Annotated in this window: 13 protein-coding genes; all 13 read right to left on the reverse strand. The window is 60.0% G+C overall.

The window, feature by feature from the left end:
• Positions 1 to 11: 11 nt before the first annotated feature.
• The 13 genes from FH975_RS08825 to FH975_RS08885 all read right to left on the reverse strand — a co-directional run bounded on the left by FH975_RS08825 (position 12) and on the right by FH975_RS08885 (position 18,353).
• Positions 12 to 2,033 carry a beta-galactosidase gene (locus tag FH975_RS08825; RefSeq protein ID WP_162321047.1) on the reverse strand — a complete coding sequence of 674 codons (2,022 nt, stop codon included), beginning with the start codon at positions 2,031 to 2,033 and terminating at the stop codon, positions 12 to 14.
• A complete protein-coding gene (locus FH975_RS08830) occupies positions 2,033 to 3,316 on the reverse strand; it encodes an ABC transporter substrate-binding protein (protein WP_162321048.1) in 1,284 nt (427 codons plus the stop codon). The genes FH975_RS08825 and FH975_RS08830 overlap by 1 nt, the downstream gene beginning before the upstream one ends.
• An 82-nt stretch (positions 3,317 to 3,398) precedes the next feature.
• Positions 3,399 to 3,785, reverse strand: coding sequence for a hypothetical protein (locus FH975_RS08835; RefSeq protein ID WP_153077838.1), 387 nt, complete (start codon positions 3,783 to 3,785; stop codon positions 3,399 to 3,401).
• 108 nt (positions 3,786 to 3,893) lie between these two features.
• On the reverse strand, positions 3,894 to 5,219 hold the full coding sequence (locus tag FH975_RS08840; RefSeq protein ID WP_162321049.1) for an ABC transporter substrate-binding protein: 1,326 nt from the start codon (positions 5,217 to 5,219) through the stop codon (positions 3,894 to 3,896).
• A 219-nt stretch (positions 5,220 to 5,438) separates the two neighbouring features.
• Complete coding sequence (locus FH975_RS08845) at positions 5,439 to 8,162, reverse strand: glycosyl hydrolase (RefSeq protein WP_162321050.1); 2,724 nt, start codon at positions 8,160 to 8,162, stop codon at positions 5,439 to 5,441.
• A gap of 20 nt (positions 8,163 to 8,182) precedes the next feature.
• Complete coding sequence (locus FH975_RS08850; protein ID WP_162321051.1) at positions 8,183 to 9,457, reverse strand: ABC transporter substrate-binding protein; 1,275 nt, start codon at positions 9,455 to 9,457, stop codon at positions 8,183 to 8,185.
• Positions 9,454 to 10,746: an ABC transporter substrate-binding protein gene (locus FH975_RS08855; protein WP_162321052.1), complete on the reverse strand. Its 1,293-nt coding sequence runs from the start codon at positions 10,744 to 10,746 to the stop codon at positions 9,454 to 9,456. Before FH975_RS08855 ends, FH975_RS08850 begins: the two co-directional genes overlap by 4 nt.
• Positions 10,747 to 11,024: 278 nt before the next feature.
• Positions 11,025 to 12,044 carry a LacI family DNA-binding transcriptional regulator gene (locus tag FH975_RS08860; protein ID WP_162321053.1) on the reverse strand — a complete coding sequence of 340 codons (1,020 nt, stop codon included), beginning with the start codon at positions 12,042 to 12,044 and terminating at the stop codon, positions 11,025 to 11,027.
• 11 nt (positions 12,045 to 12,055) lie between these two features.
• On the reverse strand, positions 12,056 to 13,573 hold the full coding sequence (locus tag FH975_RS08865) for a sugar ABC transporter ATP-binding protein (RefSeq protein ID WP_328821843.1): 1,518 nt from the start codon (positions 13,571 to 13,573) through the stop codon (positions 12,056 to 12,058).
• A gap of 62 nt (positions 13,574 to 13,635) precedes the next feature.
• Positions 13,636 to 14,652 (reverse strand): ABC transporter permease subunit, encoded by a 1,017-nt coding sequence (locus FH975_RS08870; RefSeq protein WP_162321055.1) that lies wholly within the window; start codon positions 14,650 to 14,652, stop codon positions 13,636 to 13,638.
• The gene (locus FH975_RS08875) at positions 14,649 to 15,695 is read right to left on the reverse strand and encodes an ABC transporter permease (protein WP_162321056.1); all 1,047 of its coding nucleotides are present in this window, start codon (positions 15,693 to 15,695) and stop codon (positions 14,649 to 14,651) included. Before FH975_RS08875 ends, FH975_RS08870 begins: the two co-directional genes overlap by 4 nt.
• Positions 15,692 to 17,230 (reverse strand): sugar ABC transporter ATP-binding protein, encoded by a 1,539-nt coding sequence (locus FH975_RS08880; protein ID WP_162321057.1) that lies wholly within the window; start codon positions 17,228 to 17,230, stop codon positions 15,692 to 15,694. Before FH975_RS08880 ends, FH975_RS08875 begins: the two co-directional genes overlap by 4 nt.
• A 121-nt stretch (positions 17,231 to 17,351) precedes the next feature.
• Positions 17,352 to 18,353, reverse strand: a complete 1,002-nt coding sequence (locus FH975_RS08885; RefSeq protein WP_162321058.1) for an ABC transporter substrate-binding protein — start codon at positions 18,351 to 18,353, stop codon at positions 17,352 to 17,354.
• Positions 18,354 to 18,598: the final 245 nt, after the last annotated feature.

Raw genomic sequence — 18,598 nt, forward strand, 5'->3', positions numbered from 1 at the left:
CAACAGACCTGTCATCTTTTGTGCAGCACGGCAATACCACCTGCGGCGATATCGAACGCATCAGAGACGAAAGTTCCGCTCAGAAGCTCCATCCCGGAGGTCCTGATGGTGACTCCCTCAGCGTTGTGATTGAGCAGGAACAGGAAGGTCTCTTTCGCATCGCCTGCACCTTTGTGGCGACGCACCGCTTCAACACCCTCCGGCAGGTCCTCGTGTTCCGGGCTCACGTCGGCTTCCGCCATGACCTGACGAATCAAGGTTCGGGTCGCCTCTTCGTCGAGCCGAGTGCCGGCGTACCATGCACTGCCATTGCCCACTTCGTGACGCGTCACCGCAGGCAATCCTTGTAGCGGGCCGTCCACGTACTTCAGCACTGCTTCAGCAGCTCCCGAACCCTCATCGGCCAGGCGCGTCTTTTCCGTCCAGAAGGTGGCAGTGCTGCCGTCATCCAAACCCCACGCCTGGTCCTGCTGGAGGATCCAGAACTCCTCGGTTCGAATCCCCAGGAGGTCCCGGAAGGCTCCGGGGTACCCTCCAAGGCGGACATGCTCGTTCTCGTCCACGATCCCACTGAAATAGCTCACCAAAACTGAAGCGCCAGACTGCGCGGCCGCCGCTATACCAGCCGCGTGTTCATCGCTGACTAGATACAGACACGGGACGATGAGCGCATCGTAGCTGCTCAGATCATGACTTGGATGCACCACATCGACAGCCACCCCTATCTCCCAGAGCGCCCGGTACCAGTGCATGACTTCTTCTGGATACGAAAGATCATTATTGGGGTGAGAGTCCAGCTCAGCTCCCCACCATGATTCGTAGTCGAACAGCAGAGCGACTTGTGTCCTTACGGTGCTTCCCTGCACCGGTGCTAGCTTCTGCAGCGCATGGCCGAGCTTCACTGTGCTGTCCCAGACATCTGAATCCGTTCCAGCGTGAGGAACCATCGCCGAGTGGTACTTCTCGGCCCCTGCGTGTGACTGCCGCCATTGGAAGAACATCACGGCATCAGCACCACGAGCTACATGACTGAGCGAGTCGCGCAGCATTTCTGCGGAGTCTTTGGTGTGATTGCGCTGCTGCCAATTCACCGCAGAGGTGGAGTGTTCCATGAGCATCCACGGCTCACCTCCGGCCACCCCCCGGGTGAGATCCGCGCTGAAGGCCAGCTCAATATGCCGCATAGGGTCATCAGCGATGGTGTAATGATCAGTGGCGACCACATCCATGTCTGACGCCCAGGAGAAATAGTCCATATTCTTGGACCGGGTAGTGCACATAAAGTTCGTGGTGACCGGAATCTGAGGTGTAATCTCCCGCAGAATCCTCTTCATCTCCCGGAAGTACTCCAACAATTCGTCGGAAGAGTACCGGTGGAAATCTAACTGCTGGGTGGGGTTGACGAACATCGGGGCCTTGCGCGGAGGTAGAACTTCCTCGAAGCTGCTGTAGCGCTGGGACCAGAAGGCGGTGCCCCATGCACGATTCAGCTCCTCCACGGTGTGGTATCTGGACTCCAACCAGCGGCGGAAGGCTTCTGCAGCGTCGTCGGAGAAGTCATGGCTGTTATGGCAGCCCAACTCATTGTCCACGTGCCAAAGAGCCAGTGCTGGATGATCCGCGTAGCGCTCTGCAATAGACCTGGTCATGCGCAAGGCGTATGAGCGGAAAACGGGAGACGATACCGAGTAGGCCTGACGAGCGCCGGGCCAGAGCGTCACGCCGTCCGCCGTCTCAGGCAGGATCTCAGGGTGCTTATGAGTCAGCCAGGGCGGTGGCGACGCTGTTGCCGTAGCAAGCGCGGCAAAAACTCCGCGGTCGGCGAGCCGATCCATAGTTTCATCGAGCCATGACCAGTCGTATTCGCCCTCCCGGGGCTCAAGCATGGCCCAGGAAAAGATCGCGACACTGACCAGGTTCACCCCGGCCTCGCCCATCAGCTCAAGGTCTTGCTCCCGTGTTGCCTGGGACCATTGCTCTGGGTTGTAGTCGCCACCATAGGCGAGTCCGGGGACTTTTCCTGGCCAATGCATCACGATCCCTGCAGCTCTTGCTCCATCTCAGCCACCATGCTGTCGGCCGCTTCCGCTGGACTCAGCTCCTCAAAGAAGACTTGCAGCTCATAACGCTGAAGCATCTCTTGCATCGCTGAGAAGCCCATGGCAGGAACCGGCTCGTTTGGTTGTGCCCCCACCTCATCTTCGATGTCCATGATGAACTCGCTGGCTACCAAGTCTTCTCCATCGAGCTCGTCGAAGACGGTCTCGCGAACCTCCTGGTTGGACGGCAGCCCGCGGTCAGTGCCATTGAGCGCCCCAGCCTCTTCAGAATTGATCATGAAGTCAACGAACTGCTGGGCTTCCTCAGGATGATCAGTATTGGCGCTGACTGATAGCAGCATGGTCGATTTGTACCACATGCCATTTTCCTCGGCGTTTCCCGTCATGGAGGGCATCCGCAGAGGCACGATGTTCTGTCCTGAGGCACCGGAGATTGCCGGCAGCTGGTTAGTCCACCACATGCCCATAGCGACCTCGTTCGAGCCGGTCATCGACTCATCTGGTCCGGGCGTCTGATCTTCCGCGATCACTGAGGCCGGAGGGTAACCGCCGGCTTCCATAAGTTCGTAGAGGTGCTCGAAGTACGCTTCAGCGTCACTGGCTTCGAATCCGAGTTCACCTTCCTCAGTGTTGAGGTGCATTCCCTGCTGGCGGAGCCAGATCTGGAAATCGGCTGGTTGGCCGGGGCCGGTTGCACCGTAGACACCATCGACGTTCTCGCTGATCTCACTGGTGATCTCCAGGTAGTCGTCCCAGGTCCAGCTGGTGTCGTCAGGCATATCTACGCCTGCTTCATCAAATATGTCCTGGTTGGCCATAAGCACCATGGCGTTGATGCCCGTCGTCACGCCGATCAGGCCTTCGTCTTCCGTGCGTCCGTTTGCGACAGACTCCTCATCGAGTCCCGAGACATCAACGTCAGTAAGCTCCAAGAGGGCACCGCGGCCGGAGTACTCACGCAGGTACGCATCATCCATCTGAATGATGTCCGGAGGGGTGCCCCCGGCAGTCTGAGTCGCGAGCTGGTCCCAGTAGCCTGCCCAGTCACTGTAGGAGGGCTCGATCGTAATGCCTGGGTTCTGCTCTTCAAAGAGATCGATAATCTCCTCAGTCGCCTGGTGCCGGGAATCAGAACCCCACCAGGTGAATGCGAGGGTGACTTCGCCGTCGTCGTCTCCTCCACCCCCACAGGAGGTGAGGGCCAATGCGCCGACGCAGGTGACGGCTGTGCTTGTTATAAATCGTTTCAATTTCACGACCCAACAGTAGGTGGGTGGAGTTGTGCGTGTCAAGCGTCACAGGGCGAGTGAGCGCTGCCCACCCGGCCGGCAGTACACGTTAGAGGTAGCCGTCGAGGTCGCTGGCGTTGTCCTGACGTCGCTTGCCCTTACGGACACTGCGCTGCGTTTCGCGGCTCATTGCGGGCGAGTCGTCTTGAGGAGCAAGGGGACGCTTGCGGCGCTCTTCACGATTGCGCATCCACTTGCCCAGCAGATGTGCCAAACCTGCCAGCGCAGCCAGGCTCAAGGCCCACATCAGTCCCACGAGCACGAAGCCGACGGATTCCGCGACAAATGCGTCATTCCCCAAAACCGTCATTTCATCCCCGATCAACATTGCTGGCCTGTCCAGCGACTGGCTTGTCACGTCTGGACCGACATCGCGGGCCAACCCCTGGTTGCGCCACGTGTGCCGACCATAGCGGACGGCGAGCACAGACGCCAAGTCTCGGTATGTACTGAGCAACCCGTCGACACACAGTCCAAACCGGCAGGGCACTGGCAGGGGCGGCCATCATCGACGACCGCCCCTGCCAGTGCAATGCTCGAGCTACTACTGGATCTCACTCTCCATCTCAGAGATCATGCTGCTGGCGGCTTCCTCCGGTGTCATCTCCTCAAAGAAGACCTGGATTTCGTACCGATAGAGGATCTCCTGCAGGCCTGAGAATCCCAGGGATGGAATCGGTTCTGCGGCTTGGGCTTCAACCTCGGTTTCGATATCGGCGATGAATTCCGCAGTTCGCGCGTCAGCCGGTTCGAGATCATCGTTGATGGCTTCGCGGACGGAGTTGTTCCCCAAGAGTCCGCGGTCCATCTGGTTGAGTTGGCCAGCCTCTTCGGAGTTCACGAACCAGTCAATGAAGGCGATGGTCTCCTCCGGGTGGTCCGTGGATGCGGAAGCTGACATCATCATCGATGACTTGTACCACATGCCACTTTCATCCGTGTTTCCGGACTGGGTGGGAAAGCGCAGCAGTTCCAAATCCTCCCCCGAGGCCTCGCTGAGGCCCGGCAACTGGTTTGTCCACCATGGGGCCAGAGCCACCTGGCCCGTTCCCATCAGGGACTGATCTGGGCCGGCACTCTGATTTTCTGATATTTCGGACGCGGTGGGCATACCGTTGCCCAACATGTCGTAGTAGAACTGGAAGTACTCCGCAGCATCGTTTTCATCGAAGCCGAGCTCGCCTTCATCTGTGGTGAAGTGCTTGTCCTGCTGACGGAGCCATACCTGGAAGCCGCCGGGTTCGTTCGGGTCATTGGTGCCGTAGGCGGAATCGTGGTTTTCGCTGATTTCGGCGGCCAGCTCAGCGAACTCATCCCAGGTCCAGCTGGTGTCATCGGGCATGTCCACCCCAGCCTCTTCGAAGATGGTGGGGTTGGCTACCAATGCAAGGGCGTTGATTCCGGTGGTGATGCCAAAGAGGCCCTCGTCGGTGCGTCCGTTGTTGACAGCATCCTCGTCGAAATCTGAGGTGTCCACGTCACTCAGTTCAAGTAGCGCGCCTCTATCCGCATACTCGCGGAGGTACTTATCATCCATTTGGATAATGTCCGGTGGGTTGCCACCTGCTGACTGAGTAGCCAGCCCATCCCAGTAGCCCCCCCAGTCGCCATATTCCGCCTCAACGGAAATGTTTGGATTCTCCTCCTCGAAGGCGTCGATAATGTCCTGGGTCGTGCTGTGGCGCGCATCGGATCCCCACCATGCGAATCGCAGCGTCACCTCTTCAGCGGACTCTCCGGCAGCTTCGGCATCACCGTTTCCATCGTTGCCATTGCCATTTCCATTTCCGGAGGCACCACAACTGGTGAGCAGCAGTGCTCCGATCATGGTTGCACCAGCAAGTTGGGTGAAGTTTTTCATGTTCATCATGGTTCCTCTTCATTGAGCGATTGAGTGCGAGGCACTGAATACGAGCTCACTTCCAGATTGTCGTGCTGTGATGCACTTCACTGGTAGTGGATAGCCATGACTCTATTGATGTGACAGGAAACACGTCAACGGAAAACAGTGATTTACCGGTATCAGTTAGCTATGCAGTAATACCCGAGCAGCATCACTGACGGTAAATTCTTCTGGCTTGAGGATGCGCTAGGAAGTCTGGTCTCGAGCCTTAAGGATTCGAAGCTGGGGTACTGCCAGGAGCCCTGAGGCCACATCGGCGAGGGCGAGTTCGAGAGTCTGTATTCCAAAACGACGACCGAAGTTCTCGTGGGCCTGAGCCACCAGATGCGGCAGACCCTCATCTACGGCGAGTCGGTGGCTCGTCACGTTCGACACGACCAGGGTGAGTTCGTGCTGAACACCTGGTGTTACCCACTCGCTGAGGTCTATCCGGTACGGGGTTTTCCACAGAACTCCCACCTTCTTTCCGTCCAAGAAGACGACCGCCACCGCGCCCACTGGAGTCCGGACTTCTGCGCTGAAGGAGGCCTCCATCAGGCCTGCCGATTCAGGGTCTTCAAGTTGGTGCGGCACCGCGGGTCCCAGGTCCAGCTCGACCGCGCCAGTGCCGTCAGGAACGGCAAAGGCTGTTGAATAGCTAGCACTGCCCGAGTACACCCGATGCCGTTCCTCCGTTTCCCACTGATGAGGGAGATCGACTGGGTGTGGCTGCGAATCCTGCGGGAACTGCACGGTCCAGTCCTCGAGCGTTGCCACCATCTGATTCAGCGGCTCCACAGCCGCCGCGGAGGGCCCTTGCACCTCAGGGACAGTCCCGTAGGGACCTGAGTGTTCGACCAGGATTGTTGCCTCGTAGCCCTCTAAGAGCAGTGTGACGTATTCCTCCCCGCTGAACACTTCCGCTACTCGACCCGAATCTGCATCCCACCGTTCGACGACGGAACCCTCACTGCCCCGACCCATGTCTTGTGCGAAACTGATTGATTCTGTATGTGCTCCAGTGTTGGCGACAAAGTGAATTCGGACTCCGGAACCAGGGCTGTCCGCTCCCACCACACGGGTCGTAACCGCCACGCTGGTGTTCTTCCGCGGCTCCCAGGTCTCCGGGTCAGAGACAGTGAAAGGCACTCCGAGCAGTGAGGCGGTGTGCTGGAGCAGGGCCCCTGGGTCGGTCACCGTCTCACCGCACTGTGCTGTGCCTCCAAGGTCTAACACCTTGCCCCCGGCGTCCAGAACACTTTGAAGCCATGAACGAGTCTGGGCAGGAATGTTGGACGCCCAGGGGAGGACAACGAGCGGAAAGCGCCGTGGATCAAGCACTCCGACGGCGTCGTCGTCGAATAGATCGAAGTCAAGGCCGGCCGTGCGAATCGTCCAGGGGAGCTCCTCCCCTATGTGCTGACGCGTCTCTTTGAAAAGGTCGAATCGTCCGGCCGCAGAGAAGCCAGCGTAGATGTCGCGGGCCGGAACGTAGATACCCACCTGGGATTCTCTGTGGCCTTGGCGCATGAGCCATGACAGCCTGTGCAGCGTTCCCCAGAGAGCCGGCGCTGCATCCCACCAGGCGTTCCGATCATCCAAAGCGGCGGAGGCGTAGAAGACTCGGCCCAGGTCGGGGGACTCATCCGGGTGTCTCTGCTCGGGCCGTGGCGAGGTGGGCCAGCCGTGCCCGACGAACTGGTTGATGCCCATCAGCAGGTGGTCATGCGCTTCTCCCAGAATGTCCAGCGGAGTGGAGCGGAAGGACGGCGAGTGGTTCCACGTCCAAGTCTCTGAAGAGATGACCTGTTGACCGTAGAGTTGCCCAGCAGAGCTGGCCCAACGGCACGCCGTGACCGCGTCCCATCCCCATCCTTCACCTTCGAATGCGTGGGCGTGCCGGAAAGAACTGACGGTGGCCGGGGGTTCGCCATACCCCTGGATCCGAAACGGGAGACCCTTGCTCTCGGCCCACCCGGCCATCACGGAGATGAAATTGTCTTCCAGCATCTCGGTGAGGGTGCGGCCATAATCTGCTCGAAACTCGCTATGGGACTCGTCAGTAGTTCGCAGTTTCCAAAGGTGCGGAATCGCGTCGTATCCACGCCGTGATCTGAACTCCTCCGGCAGCTTCGGAGTCCAATCTGCATCATAGACTTCCAAACTGTCGCAGAACACTGACCCGATCCGCTGAGCACCAGCGGCAGCGACCAGTGGCTCTGCCACATGCTGAATGTGCGCTTGAGCAGCTGTGCGACTGAAGTGGTCCAGCGCCCACCCTTCGGCTCCGGCGGCGGCGCGCTTCAGTGTCTGACCGGTGGGCCGCGACACTGCCGTCAGCATGACCCGTGGGCCCCTGCCTTCGGGAACAAGTATGTAGCGTTCACCGTCGACCACCTGAGTCTCCATAGGGAGGAAGACGGTGGGCGTCTCAGCCCGAGTTCCCTCACCGATGTAGGCAGCAATGAATTGGTCGTCAGGCCAGGTTTGCGGAACCAGCAGACGCGTGGCGGGCATGCGGACCTCCTCGCGCTCCCAGTGGATGCGTCTGGAGGCTGTCGCCGCGTCTATGTGCGGCCCGCCGTAGGGCCACCCGGATCCCAACGTGACATCGAAACGCAGACCGCGTTCTTCTGCCGCTAGGGCTGCGTACTCCAAGTCCTTCAGGAAGGAATCAGAAAGGAACGTGTCAGTCTGCGCGCTCATCGGGTAGACGAATGCGCATTCGACGCCGCCGATACCTGACTCCGCCATGGAGTCAAGGTCACGGAGCAGGTCAGCTCTTTCCACCTGTGGCCCGAACCACCACCACCGCACCATCGGCCGAGCCGAGGGGTCCGGTGAGGCGAAACCCGCTCGCAGGCGTTCGATCGAACTGCGAGTTGGAGGTGTGCGACTGGGTGCTGTGAGACTCCGATTCTGCTGGGTCATGTGCGATTGCCCGTTCTCCATCAGCTTCCGATGTCACTCTCCAACTCTGGGTATGCTGCTTCGGCAGCCTCTTGGGCGGTCATATCCCCGAAGAAGATGCGCTCTTGGTAGCGGCCAAGGATATCCGCGACATTGCCGAACCCAGTGGCCGGAACCGGTTCGGGTGGCCCCAACTCATCCTCGATGTCTGTGATGAACTGTGCGGCTTCCTGATTCACCTCGTCCATCTCCGCCATCAGCGTCTCTCGGATCTCAGTATTGGCTGAGAGGCCGCGATCGGTCATGTTGATCAACGCTGACCTTTCGTCATTGACGAAGAAGTCCAGGAACGTGATGACCTCGTCAGGATGATCCGTTTGCGCAGAGGCGGAAACCATACCGGTGTTGTACCACTGTCTGGCGTCTTCAGCAGTTCCAGTGGGACTCGGCAATCGCATCAGCTCGAGGTCCTCGCCTCCGGCATCCGTCAGTGCGCCCAACAGATTGGTCCAGGTAAACGCCATTGCGGCTTGCCCGGTCGCCTCCAGTGACTGGTCCTGGCTGACGGACATCTCCTCTACCATGACCGAAGCCGGAGGGAAGACCTCGTCATTGTGGAGCTGGTCCAGCCATTCGAAGTATTCGGCGAGCTCCGCTTCTTCAAATCCCAACTCACCCTCAGCGTCGTTGAAGTACATGTCACGTTGCCGTAGCCATGTCTGCAGCAGTTGGGGCTCAGCTGGGCCTGAGGCCCCGTATACGCCGTCGAGGCTGGAGCTGATCTCCGCGGCGATATCCGCCCAGTCGTCCCATGTCCACGCCGTGTCATCAGGAAGTTCGACTCCGGCCTCTTCGAACAATGTTGGGTTCATCGCCACAGCAACCGCATTTACCCCAGAAGCCAGCCCATAGTACTCACCGTCGATGGTTCCGGACTCCACGATTTCCTCCGGTATATGGGTCAAGTCCACGTCGGAGAGATCTAGCAACGAGCCCCGTTCGCCGTATTCGCGGAGATAGGGCGCATCCATCTGAAAGATGTCCGGCGGCGTACCTCCAGCGATCTGGACATTGAGCTGATCCCAGAAACCCGCCCAATCGCTGTATTCGATCTCCACGTTTATATGCGGATAGTCCTGATTGAACTCATCAATAATCGCTTCTGTGTTCTGGACCCGTGTGTCTGACCCCCAGAAGGCGAACCTCAGTGTCACATCCTCATCGTCACCAGCAGTGGTATTCGGTTCTCCGCAGGCACTCAAGGTGAAGGCGCAGACGACTAGTGCTGCTGTGCAGCGCATTACCTTCAGCGTCATTCATTGCCCTCCAGGATGGACTCAACTTCCTGAACCAAACGTTCGGCTGCTTCCTCAGATGTGGCCTGGCCGAAGAAGACGTCTTGGCTGTGGCGATTGATGGCATCGCCGATACCGCTGAAGCCCACAGGCAGCATGGGTTCCGGGTCAGTGATTTCGCCTTCAAGGTCCGCGACGAATTCCGCTGCGACCAGGTCCTGTCCCTCAACTTCCTCAACCACGACCTCGCGAACCGACTCATTGGCAGGCAGTCCCCGGTCCATCATGTTGCTCAGGCCGGCCTCTTCCGAATTGATCATGAAGTCGATGAACAGCTGTGCTTCTTCGGGATGTTCAGTCAACTCGGTAGCACCGATGAGCATGGTGTTCTTGAACCACAGTCCGTTGTCTTCAGCGTTGCCCGTGGGGCTCGGGAAGCGCAATGGCACGAGTTCAGTCCCTGAGGCGACCGTCAGAGCTGGAAGCTGGTTAGTCCAGGACATTCCCATAGCGGTTCTGTTGGTGCCGATCAGGGAGTCCTCCATGGCCGCGGATTCTTCTTCAGCCATCTCCGATGGGCTCGGCAGCGCACCGATGTCGATAAGCTCCATCAGGAAATCGAGGTATTCCTCGAAATCGCTGGCGTCCATGCCGAGTTCCCCTTCGTCCGTGAAGAGGTGTTGGTCGCGTTGACGAAGCCACACCATCAGAGTCTGCGAGATGGGGTTGTTCGTTCCGAAGGCCCCTGTCTCCTCATGGATGGTTTCGCTGATGTCCTTGAAGTCGTCCCAGGTCCACGTGGTGTCGTCGGGCAGATCAACCCCAGCTTCTTCGAAAATGTCAGGGTTAGCCATCATCACAAGTGCGTTGACACCGGTGGGCACTGCGTACTGAACGCCCTCGGCCTGACCACCTTCCACGACAGTGTCGTCGATCTCTGAAAGATCCACTTCCGTCAGCTCAAGCAGCGCGCCGCGGTCTGCGTATTCGCGGATGAACTCATCGTCGAGCTGCACAATGTCAGGGGCGTCACGCGAGGCGACCTGGGTGGCTAACTGGTCTTGGTAGCCCGCCCAGTCCGCCCATTCACCTTCGACGCTGATGTGAGGATATTCCTCTTCAAAATCATCAATAATTGCCTGGGTCGTGGTGTTGCGGTGGTCCGAACCCCACCACGCGAACCGGAGTTCGACGGGATTCTCCTCGGTGGCTTCACTGTCTTCGCCTGTGTCTCCCCCGCAGGCTGTCATAGCCAGCGCTCCAACGGTAAGGACTGCCGTGAGACTGGTGAATCGGCTGATGCTGCTCATCAGATTCTCCTTCATCAATGGGTGGTGTGAGCTCGAATGGAGAGCCTCAAGTGATGTACACCACGCTACGTGACGGGTGTCACTTTGTGGGAAAATCGATTCAATTCCGTGATGCCTTGTGAGTCTTGTGGAATACGTAACAGGTATTGATGGCGCGTTGGCCAAGGTGCTGTGGGCCGCGGAGACCATACGCTGCCACCGGTCCATGACGATTTTCAGGCCCCTTGCTGGCATCTTGCTAGTGGGCGGGTCGCCAAGCAACAGCAGGTGGGGGAGCGTCAGCCTCCGGAGAGCTGGCGGGTGGACTCTCTCACCACGAGCTGAGTCGGCAACGGAGTGTCGGCGCTTTCGTCTTCGCCTTCTTCGAGGGCGATGAGCACCTTTTGCATCATCATCTGGCCGAGGGCCGCAAAGTCCTGGCGGACGGTCGTGAGAGGCGGGTAGAGGTAGGCAGCTTCAGGAATGTCGTCGAAGCCCACGATGCTGACATCGTCGGGGACCACCAGGTTCCGCCTGCGGAGTGCAGACATCAGACCAATGGACATTTGGTCGTTGCCTACGAACACTGCTGCGCCCCGCGAGATGTCCAGCGCATCGGGAGCAGCGTAACCCGACTCCGCTGTCCAGTCGCCGAAGTGGATCTCGGCGGGCTCAAGCTGCCGCGCGGCGAGCTCATCGCGCCATCCCCGGAGCCGCTCGATCGTGTCGGTGGCCTGCTCCGGCCCCGCGAGGTGAAGAATCTGGGTGTGGCCCAATTCAGCAAGGTGCCGCACGGCTGCGCGTGCACCGCGGTACTGATCTATCGCGACAAGTTGGGGACCGCGACGGGCCGTAGATGCGGCGACGACAAGGGGGACCCCCACGTCGAGGGCCTTCACCATCTCGAGGACTTCAATGTCGTTGACGACGATCACCACAGCGTCCACGCGCTGACGCAGCAGGCCCTCCAGGGAACGTTTTACGGTCTGCGGATCCCGCCCGTCGGTGGTGACTGTGTCGACGCTGTACCTTGCAGCTCTGGCCGCGCGGTTAAAATACATGGCGATCGAGCTGGGACCATAGTCCACAGAGTCAGATGTGATGAGACCAATTGTCCGTGTACGCCGCGTGACAAGCGCGCGAGCGGCTGGTGACGGGCTGTACCGCAGCTGCTTCATCGCCTGCTCGACCCGCTCTTTGGTGGCGGGACGCACGTTGGGCAATCCGTTGATCACCCGAGACACGGTCTGATGGGAGACCCCTGCAAGGCGCGCGACATCAAAGATGTTGGCGGCACGAGCCCCTTGGTCTTGCGCCACCTTGTCCTCCCTCAGGCTTCCGGCAGGTCCGGCTGTGCCACCAGAGCCAGGAGTATGTCGGCATTGAGACTATCAGCGGGGAGAGTCTCGGCGACGCGGCCGTTGCGCAACACGGCCACCCGGTCACCCACCCGCAGCACCTCCTCGAGTTCAGCCGAGATGAAGACCACCGCAAGCCCGTTGTCGGCGAGGTCCCCGACCAGGTTTTGGATTTCCACTTTGGCCCCCACGTCTATGCCTCGGGTGGGCTCATCCAGCACGAGCAATCGTGGTGACAGTGCCAGGAGCCGCGCAAGCATCACTTTCTGCTGATTGCCGCCACTGAGGGTTCGGACCTTCCGGTCCGGATCTGCTGGGCGGATTCCGAGGGCGTCGATCCAGCTGATGACGAGCTCGCGCTGACGTGCCGTGGGGATGCGGCGCATAACGCCCCGCTGCGCCTGCAGGGCAAGCACGATGTTCTCCTGAATCGACAGCTCTGGGACCAGTCCTTCAGTGCGTCGATTCTCAGGCGAGTACACCACCCCCAGGCTGAGGGCCTGGCGCGGGGAGTTCAGGCGTTTTTCGCGATTCTCGATGCGCAGGATTCCGTCTTCGGGCCGGTCAACGCCGGTCAGCGCACGGGCCAGTTCGGTGCGCCCGGAGCCGAGCAGTCCGGCGAGGCCCAGCACCTCTCCGGCGGCGATGTCCACATCTGCATCGGCGATTCCGGGCGTGCTGGTGATGCCGCGCGCGCTGAGGAATGGGTCGGCGGGCATATCAGGCTCGATCACGCGCTCCCGCGCCGCGAACTCTGCGACATCCCGCCCGAGCATCTTTTGCACCAGGTCGATGCGCAGCAGCTCGGTCGTGAGGTACTCCCCCACACGCGCTCCGTCTCTCAGCACCGTGACCCTGTCGCATATTTCGTAGACTTGGTCGAGGAAGTGGCTTACGAAAAGGATCGCGACGCCGCGTTCCTTAAAGTCACGAATCACCCGGAACAGCTCCGCGACCTCATCTGTGTCGAGGCTCGAGGTGGGCTCATCGAGGACCAGAACCTTGACGTCGACCGAGATGGCACGCGCAATGGCGACGAGCTGCTGCGCAGCAAGCGAATGACCCCCGAGGATCGAGGCCGGATCTATATCCACGGCCAGGCTATTGAGCACCTCGCGGGCCTGGTGTCGCATTGCTCTGTTGTCGACGAGCCCGAAGCGGCGTGGTTCACGGCCCAACCAGATGTTCTCTGCCACTGACATATTGGCCAACAGGTCGACATCCTGGTTCACCGTGGAGATGCCTGCGCGCTGCGCCGCCTGAGGCGTGGGGAAAGTGACGGGATCACCGTCAATCAAAAGCGTACCGCTCTCTAGGGGAAGCGCGCCCGTGATGGCTTTGATGAGCGTCGACTTGCCGGCCCCGTTCTCCCCCATGAGTGAGTGGACCTCGCCGGGGAACATGCGGAAGTCCACGCCGTCGAGGGCAGTGAAGGCACCGAAACGCACTGTCGCACCCTCAAGTTCCACGATCGGCTTCACTGCGTCCACGGGACCATACTGGCACGGTGAGCTGAGCGGCATCACCTTTCTCCTCTAAGCACGACGCCGCGTCACTCCTTTTGCTGCGAACGCGACACAATCGCCCGCTGCACCACAACGAACACCAGCAGCAGCACTCCGACAATGATGTGCGTCCAGGACTGCTCGGCGCCCATGAACGAGATGATCGTCTTAATTGTTCCGAAGACGAAAACCCCGATCATGGATCCGAGCACATAGCCGCGCCCGCCGGTCAACAGTGTTCCGCCGATCACCACGACCGCGATCACATCGAGCTCGGTGCCGATGCCGTTGCGGGGGTAGCCCGCACCGGTGTAAGCGGTCAGGAGCAGACCCGCCAGACCGCCGCACAGACCGCTGATGACGTAGACCATCACCTTCGTGCGTGCCACGTTCAGCCCCATCAGGCGCGTGGACTGTTCGGAGCCGCCGACCGCGTAGACAGTTCGACCGAACCGCGTGAAGTGCATGACCAGGGCACCGATGATGACGGTAAAGATCGCAATTATGCCCGTCGGTGCGATGTAGAAGTCACCCAGCGGAATTCTGGTCCGCATCCACACCAGCACCGGATCCTCGACGCGAATCGAGTTGAGACTTACCACGTACGCGAGACCGCGTCCGAGGAAGAGCCCCGCAAGAGAAGCGATGAAGGGCTGGACATTGAAGTACTGAACTAGAACACCGATGAGCAGACCGATCGCGGCACCAGCCACAAGCATGACGGGGATGACGATTATCACCGGGATACCGCTCGCGATCAGGCTCGCGCCCAAGATGCCGGTGAATGCCATCACTGATCCGACCGACAGGTCGATGCCTGCGGTCACGATCACAAACGTCATGCCCACGGCCAGCACCATCAGGTAGGCGTTGTCGAGCAGCAGGGCAGACACATTGCGCGGAGTCAGGAAGTTGCCGAAGTACAGTTCTGCTCCCACCAGAAGTGCAATCAGAATGGTGATTGCAGCGAACGTGGGCAGGAGCGAGACGTAGCGGCCGGTGAAGGTGCTGATGGTGGTGGCCACGTCAGTGGACTGTCTAGCGGTGGTGTCAGTGGTGCTCACGCCGCCACCTCTTTCTTATCTTCGCGGGTTGGTTTAACTCCCACGCCGAGGAGCTGTCCTACGGAGCGGCCGTAGGAGTGCACTCGGGGGGACTGCAGCAGAACCACGATGATGACCACCGCCGCAAAGAACACTGGGGCCTGAGCGGGTGGAACGCCGAGGAACAGAATGGCCGAGTTGAGTGCCTGCACCGTCATCACCCCGATGACGGTTCCTGCGATGGAGAATTTTCCGCCCATGAGAGACGTTCCGCCCAGCACCACCGCGAGGATGGCATAGAGCTCAATCAGGTAGCCAGCAGAGTTGGCGTCGGCCGCCATTGTGTTTGAGGCGAAGATCACCCCAGCGATGCCCGCCAGAACTCCGGATGCGATGTAGGCGGTCCAGATGATGCCGCGGGACCGAACGCCAGCAAGCCGACTGGCCTCAGGATTGATACCGACAGCCTCGGTGAGCATCCCCAACGCGGTCCGCCGCTCTAGCACACTCACGATGACAACGGCCGCGACCCAGATAAAGAATGCGACGGGCAGAACCACGAGATAACCGGTCGCGATGAACTTATACGGTGCACTGTTCACAGTGGTGATGAAACCGCCCGTAATCAGAAGGGCCACCCCGCGTCCCGCGAGCATGAGGACCAACGTGGCGATAATCGGCTGGATCCCCAGGACGGAGACCAGGAAGCCGTTCCACACACCGAGGACGAGGCCGACGAGAACCGCGACCACCACCGCGACGGCCACCGAGCCCAGGCCGCCCGGATTCTCCGATGCATCCAGGATGGTCAGTGCAACAGCTCCAGAAACTGCCATGATTGCGCCCACCGAGAGGTCGATACCGCGAGTGGCGATCACCAACGTCATACCCAGTGCCACCAGCATCAGCGGCGCGCTTTCGCGGAGGATATTGATGGGATTGCCGTACAGCTGACCATCTTGAAGGGTGACGCGAGCGAAGTTGGGGTTGGCGATCGTATTGATGATGAGCAGGGTGACCAACGCTGCGGCTGGCCAGAACAGGCGGTGTTTGACGATCTTCATCGCATGACGCTCACTTCTTCAGAGTTGGCGATGTAGTCGACGAGTCCGTCGAGGTCCACCGAATGCGACTCAATCTCCCCGATCGCGCGGCGGTCCCGCAGCACGAGGACCCGCTGGGCGATGCGCAGCACCTCCTCAAGCTCAGAGGAGACGAAGATGACGGACAGGCCCTTCTCAGACAGCTCAGCGACCTTGCGCTGAATGTCGGCTTTGGCACCGACATCAATGCCGCGCGTGGGTTCGTCGAGCATCAGCAGTTCAGGTGCCGTGGCGAGCCAGCGGGCCAGCAGCACCTTCTGTTGGTTGCCACCCGACAGGTTACCTATCGGCACGTTCGGGTTCGCGGGCCGCACGCCGAGCGCGGACATGTATTCCTTGACGACCGCGTCCTTCTCCGTCTTGGAGATGGGGTGGAGCCAACCTCGGCGGGCTTGGATCCCGAGGATCATATTCTCGGCAACGGTCAGGTCGGCCACGACGCCCTCGGCGCGTCTGTCCTCTGAAGAGAGCGCGATTCCGTGGTCGATGGCGTGGCGAGGAGTGTGGATACGAACGGATTTGCCGTCAATCTGAATCTCCCCAGTCTCGGACCGGTCGGCACCGTAGAGCAGTCGAACTAGTTCGGTGCGGCCAGAGCCGAGGAGGCCGGCAAAGCCCACCACCTCACCCTTGTAGACCTCGAGGTCCGCTGGTGAGAGAACGCCGCGCTTGCCGATCCCCGTCGCCTTGAGCACCGGGGTCCCGGATCGATCGATCGCGCGATCGGCACGGTCAGAGATGGCGGCAAGATCGTCGAGCTCACGTCCGATCATCTCGGCGACCAACGCGTCCTTTGGAAAGTCCTTGGCGACGTGTTCACCAACGAGTTTGCCATTGCGCAGCACGGTGATGCGGTCTGAAATTTCGTAGACCTGCTCGAGGAAGTGACTGACGAACAGGATGGCTACGCCGGTATCGCGAAGGTCGCGGATCACACCGAACAGCTGCTCGACCTCCCCGCGGTCTAGGCTGGACGTGGGCTCGTCAAGAATCAGCACCTTAGCATCGAGAACCATTGCCCGGGCGATCGCGACGAGCTGCTGGATGGCAATCGAGTTCCGAGCGAGCTGCGCACGCGAGTCAATTTCCAGGCCCAGGCCTGCAAGGTGCTTCTCGGCCTCTGCATAGGTGGCGCGCCAGTCGATGGCACCGTACTTGCGCTTCTCATGACCGAGCATGACATTCTCGCCGACGGAGAGGTTCGCACACAGGTTTACTTCTTGGTAGACGGTGGAGATGCCCGCCGCTTGGGCGTCGGCAGTGGCCTCGAACCTCCGCTCGCGGCCGGCGACAGTGATGGTGCCGCTGTCGAGCGAGTAGACACCGGTGAGGGCTTTGATGAGCGTGGACTTGCCAGCCCCGTTCTCCCCCATAAGCGAGTGAACTTCGCCGGGGAGGAGCCGAAATTCGACGCCGTCAAGCGCCAACACTCCAGGAAATGCGATGGTAATGCCGCACATCTTGACGATGGGCTGGACTTCAGTGTCCGCAGACATGGGCGGTAGAACCTCTTCGTCTCGTTGGGTGAGCCCTGCCGGGGGTCGGTCACTGCAGACCCCCCGGCAGGATTCACAAGGGTAAGCGATCAAGTGGCTGACGACATCGAAGCTTTTTGAATCAGTACGGACGCGAGTCGATAACCTCGGCGGCCTGCTCCTGGGTGAAGGTTTGATCCTCAACGTAGACGGTCTTCTCAACCTCTTCGCCTGCGAGCACATCCGTCACCAGTTCTGCCGCGAGCTCACCCAGCATCGGGTTGCATTCGACGATGAAGTTGATCTTCCCGTCGACGAGTGCCTGCATCCCATCCTTGACGGCGTCGATAGTCACGATCTTGATGTCTTCACCGGGCGTGGCACCAGCTGCTTCGATCGCTTCGATCGCTCCGAGACCCATGTCGTCGTTGTGTGCATAGACCAAATCGATGTCCTCGACGCCGTAGTTGGAGATGTAGCCCTCCATGACGGACTTGCCGCCATCACGGGTGAAGTCGCCAGTCTGGGAGTCGATTGTTTCGATGGCGGAGCCCTCGATGGCCTCGTCGAAGCCGGCGGCGCGTTCATTGGCTGGAGCGGAGCCGGTCGTGCCCTCCAGCACCACCATATTGGTTGGAGTGTCGCCGAATTCCTCGGCGGCCCACTCTCCGGCCATGACGCCTTCCTCATGGAAATCGAGTCCTACCCATGCGGCGTACAGATCCTCAGACGCCGAGACCGTGCGATCTTCGAGGATCACGGGTATCTCTGCCTCAGCGGCTTCCTCCAGCACGTCGTCCCAGCCATCTTCGACCACGGGGGCGATGACGATGGCATCGACATCCTGATTGATGAAGTTGCGCACGGCGGAAATCTGCGCTGCTGGGTCATTGTCCGCCGCGTTGAAGATCAGTTCGAAGCCGTTCTCCTCAGAGAAAGCGTTCTGCATAGATTCAGTGTTGGCAGAACGCCAGCCGGACTCTGCACCTGTCTGTGCGAAACCGACAGTAATGGTTTCGGCGGCTCCCCCGCCGTCGGTGCCTGTATCACCGGACGCGTCAGCGTTTCCGTTGCCGGAGCACCCGCTGAGGGTAAGCGCTGCAGCCCCTGTGAAGGCAATCGTAGTCAAGAGTGTCTTCCTCATACCGAGAATCTCCTTGTGTGATCCGGCTCCTTCGCCGGGGCGGGGGTGTCCCCTCTATGTCGCAAATGCGACCTGTGTCACACATATTAGCGCTAACATTTATGTGGTGGGTAGTCTCTGCGCGGTCACGATTGAGTAACGGAACTACCCTATTTACAAGGCTTGAAAGGGATATGACGCAGGGAATCCAGAAAATGTGAGGGTTCACCTCACAACATTTGGAGGTTTCAGGACTTCCCGAGTCC

Origin of the sequence: Nesterenkonia haasae (genome assembly GCF_010119385.1) — a bacterium.
GTDB classification, from domain to species: domain Bacteria; phylum Actinomycetota; class Actinomycetes; order Actinomycetales; family Micrococcaceae; genus Nesterenkonia; species Nesterenkonia haasae.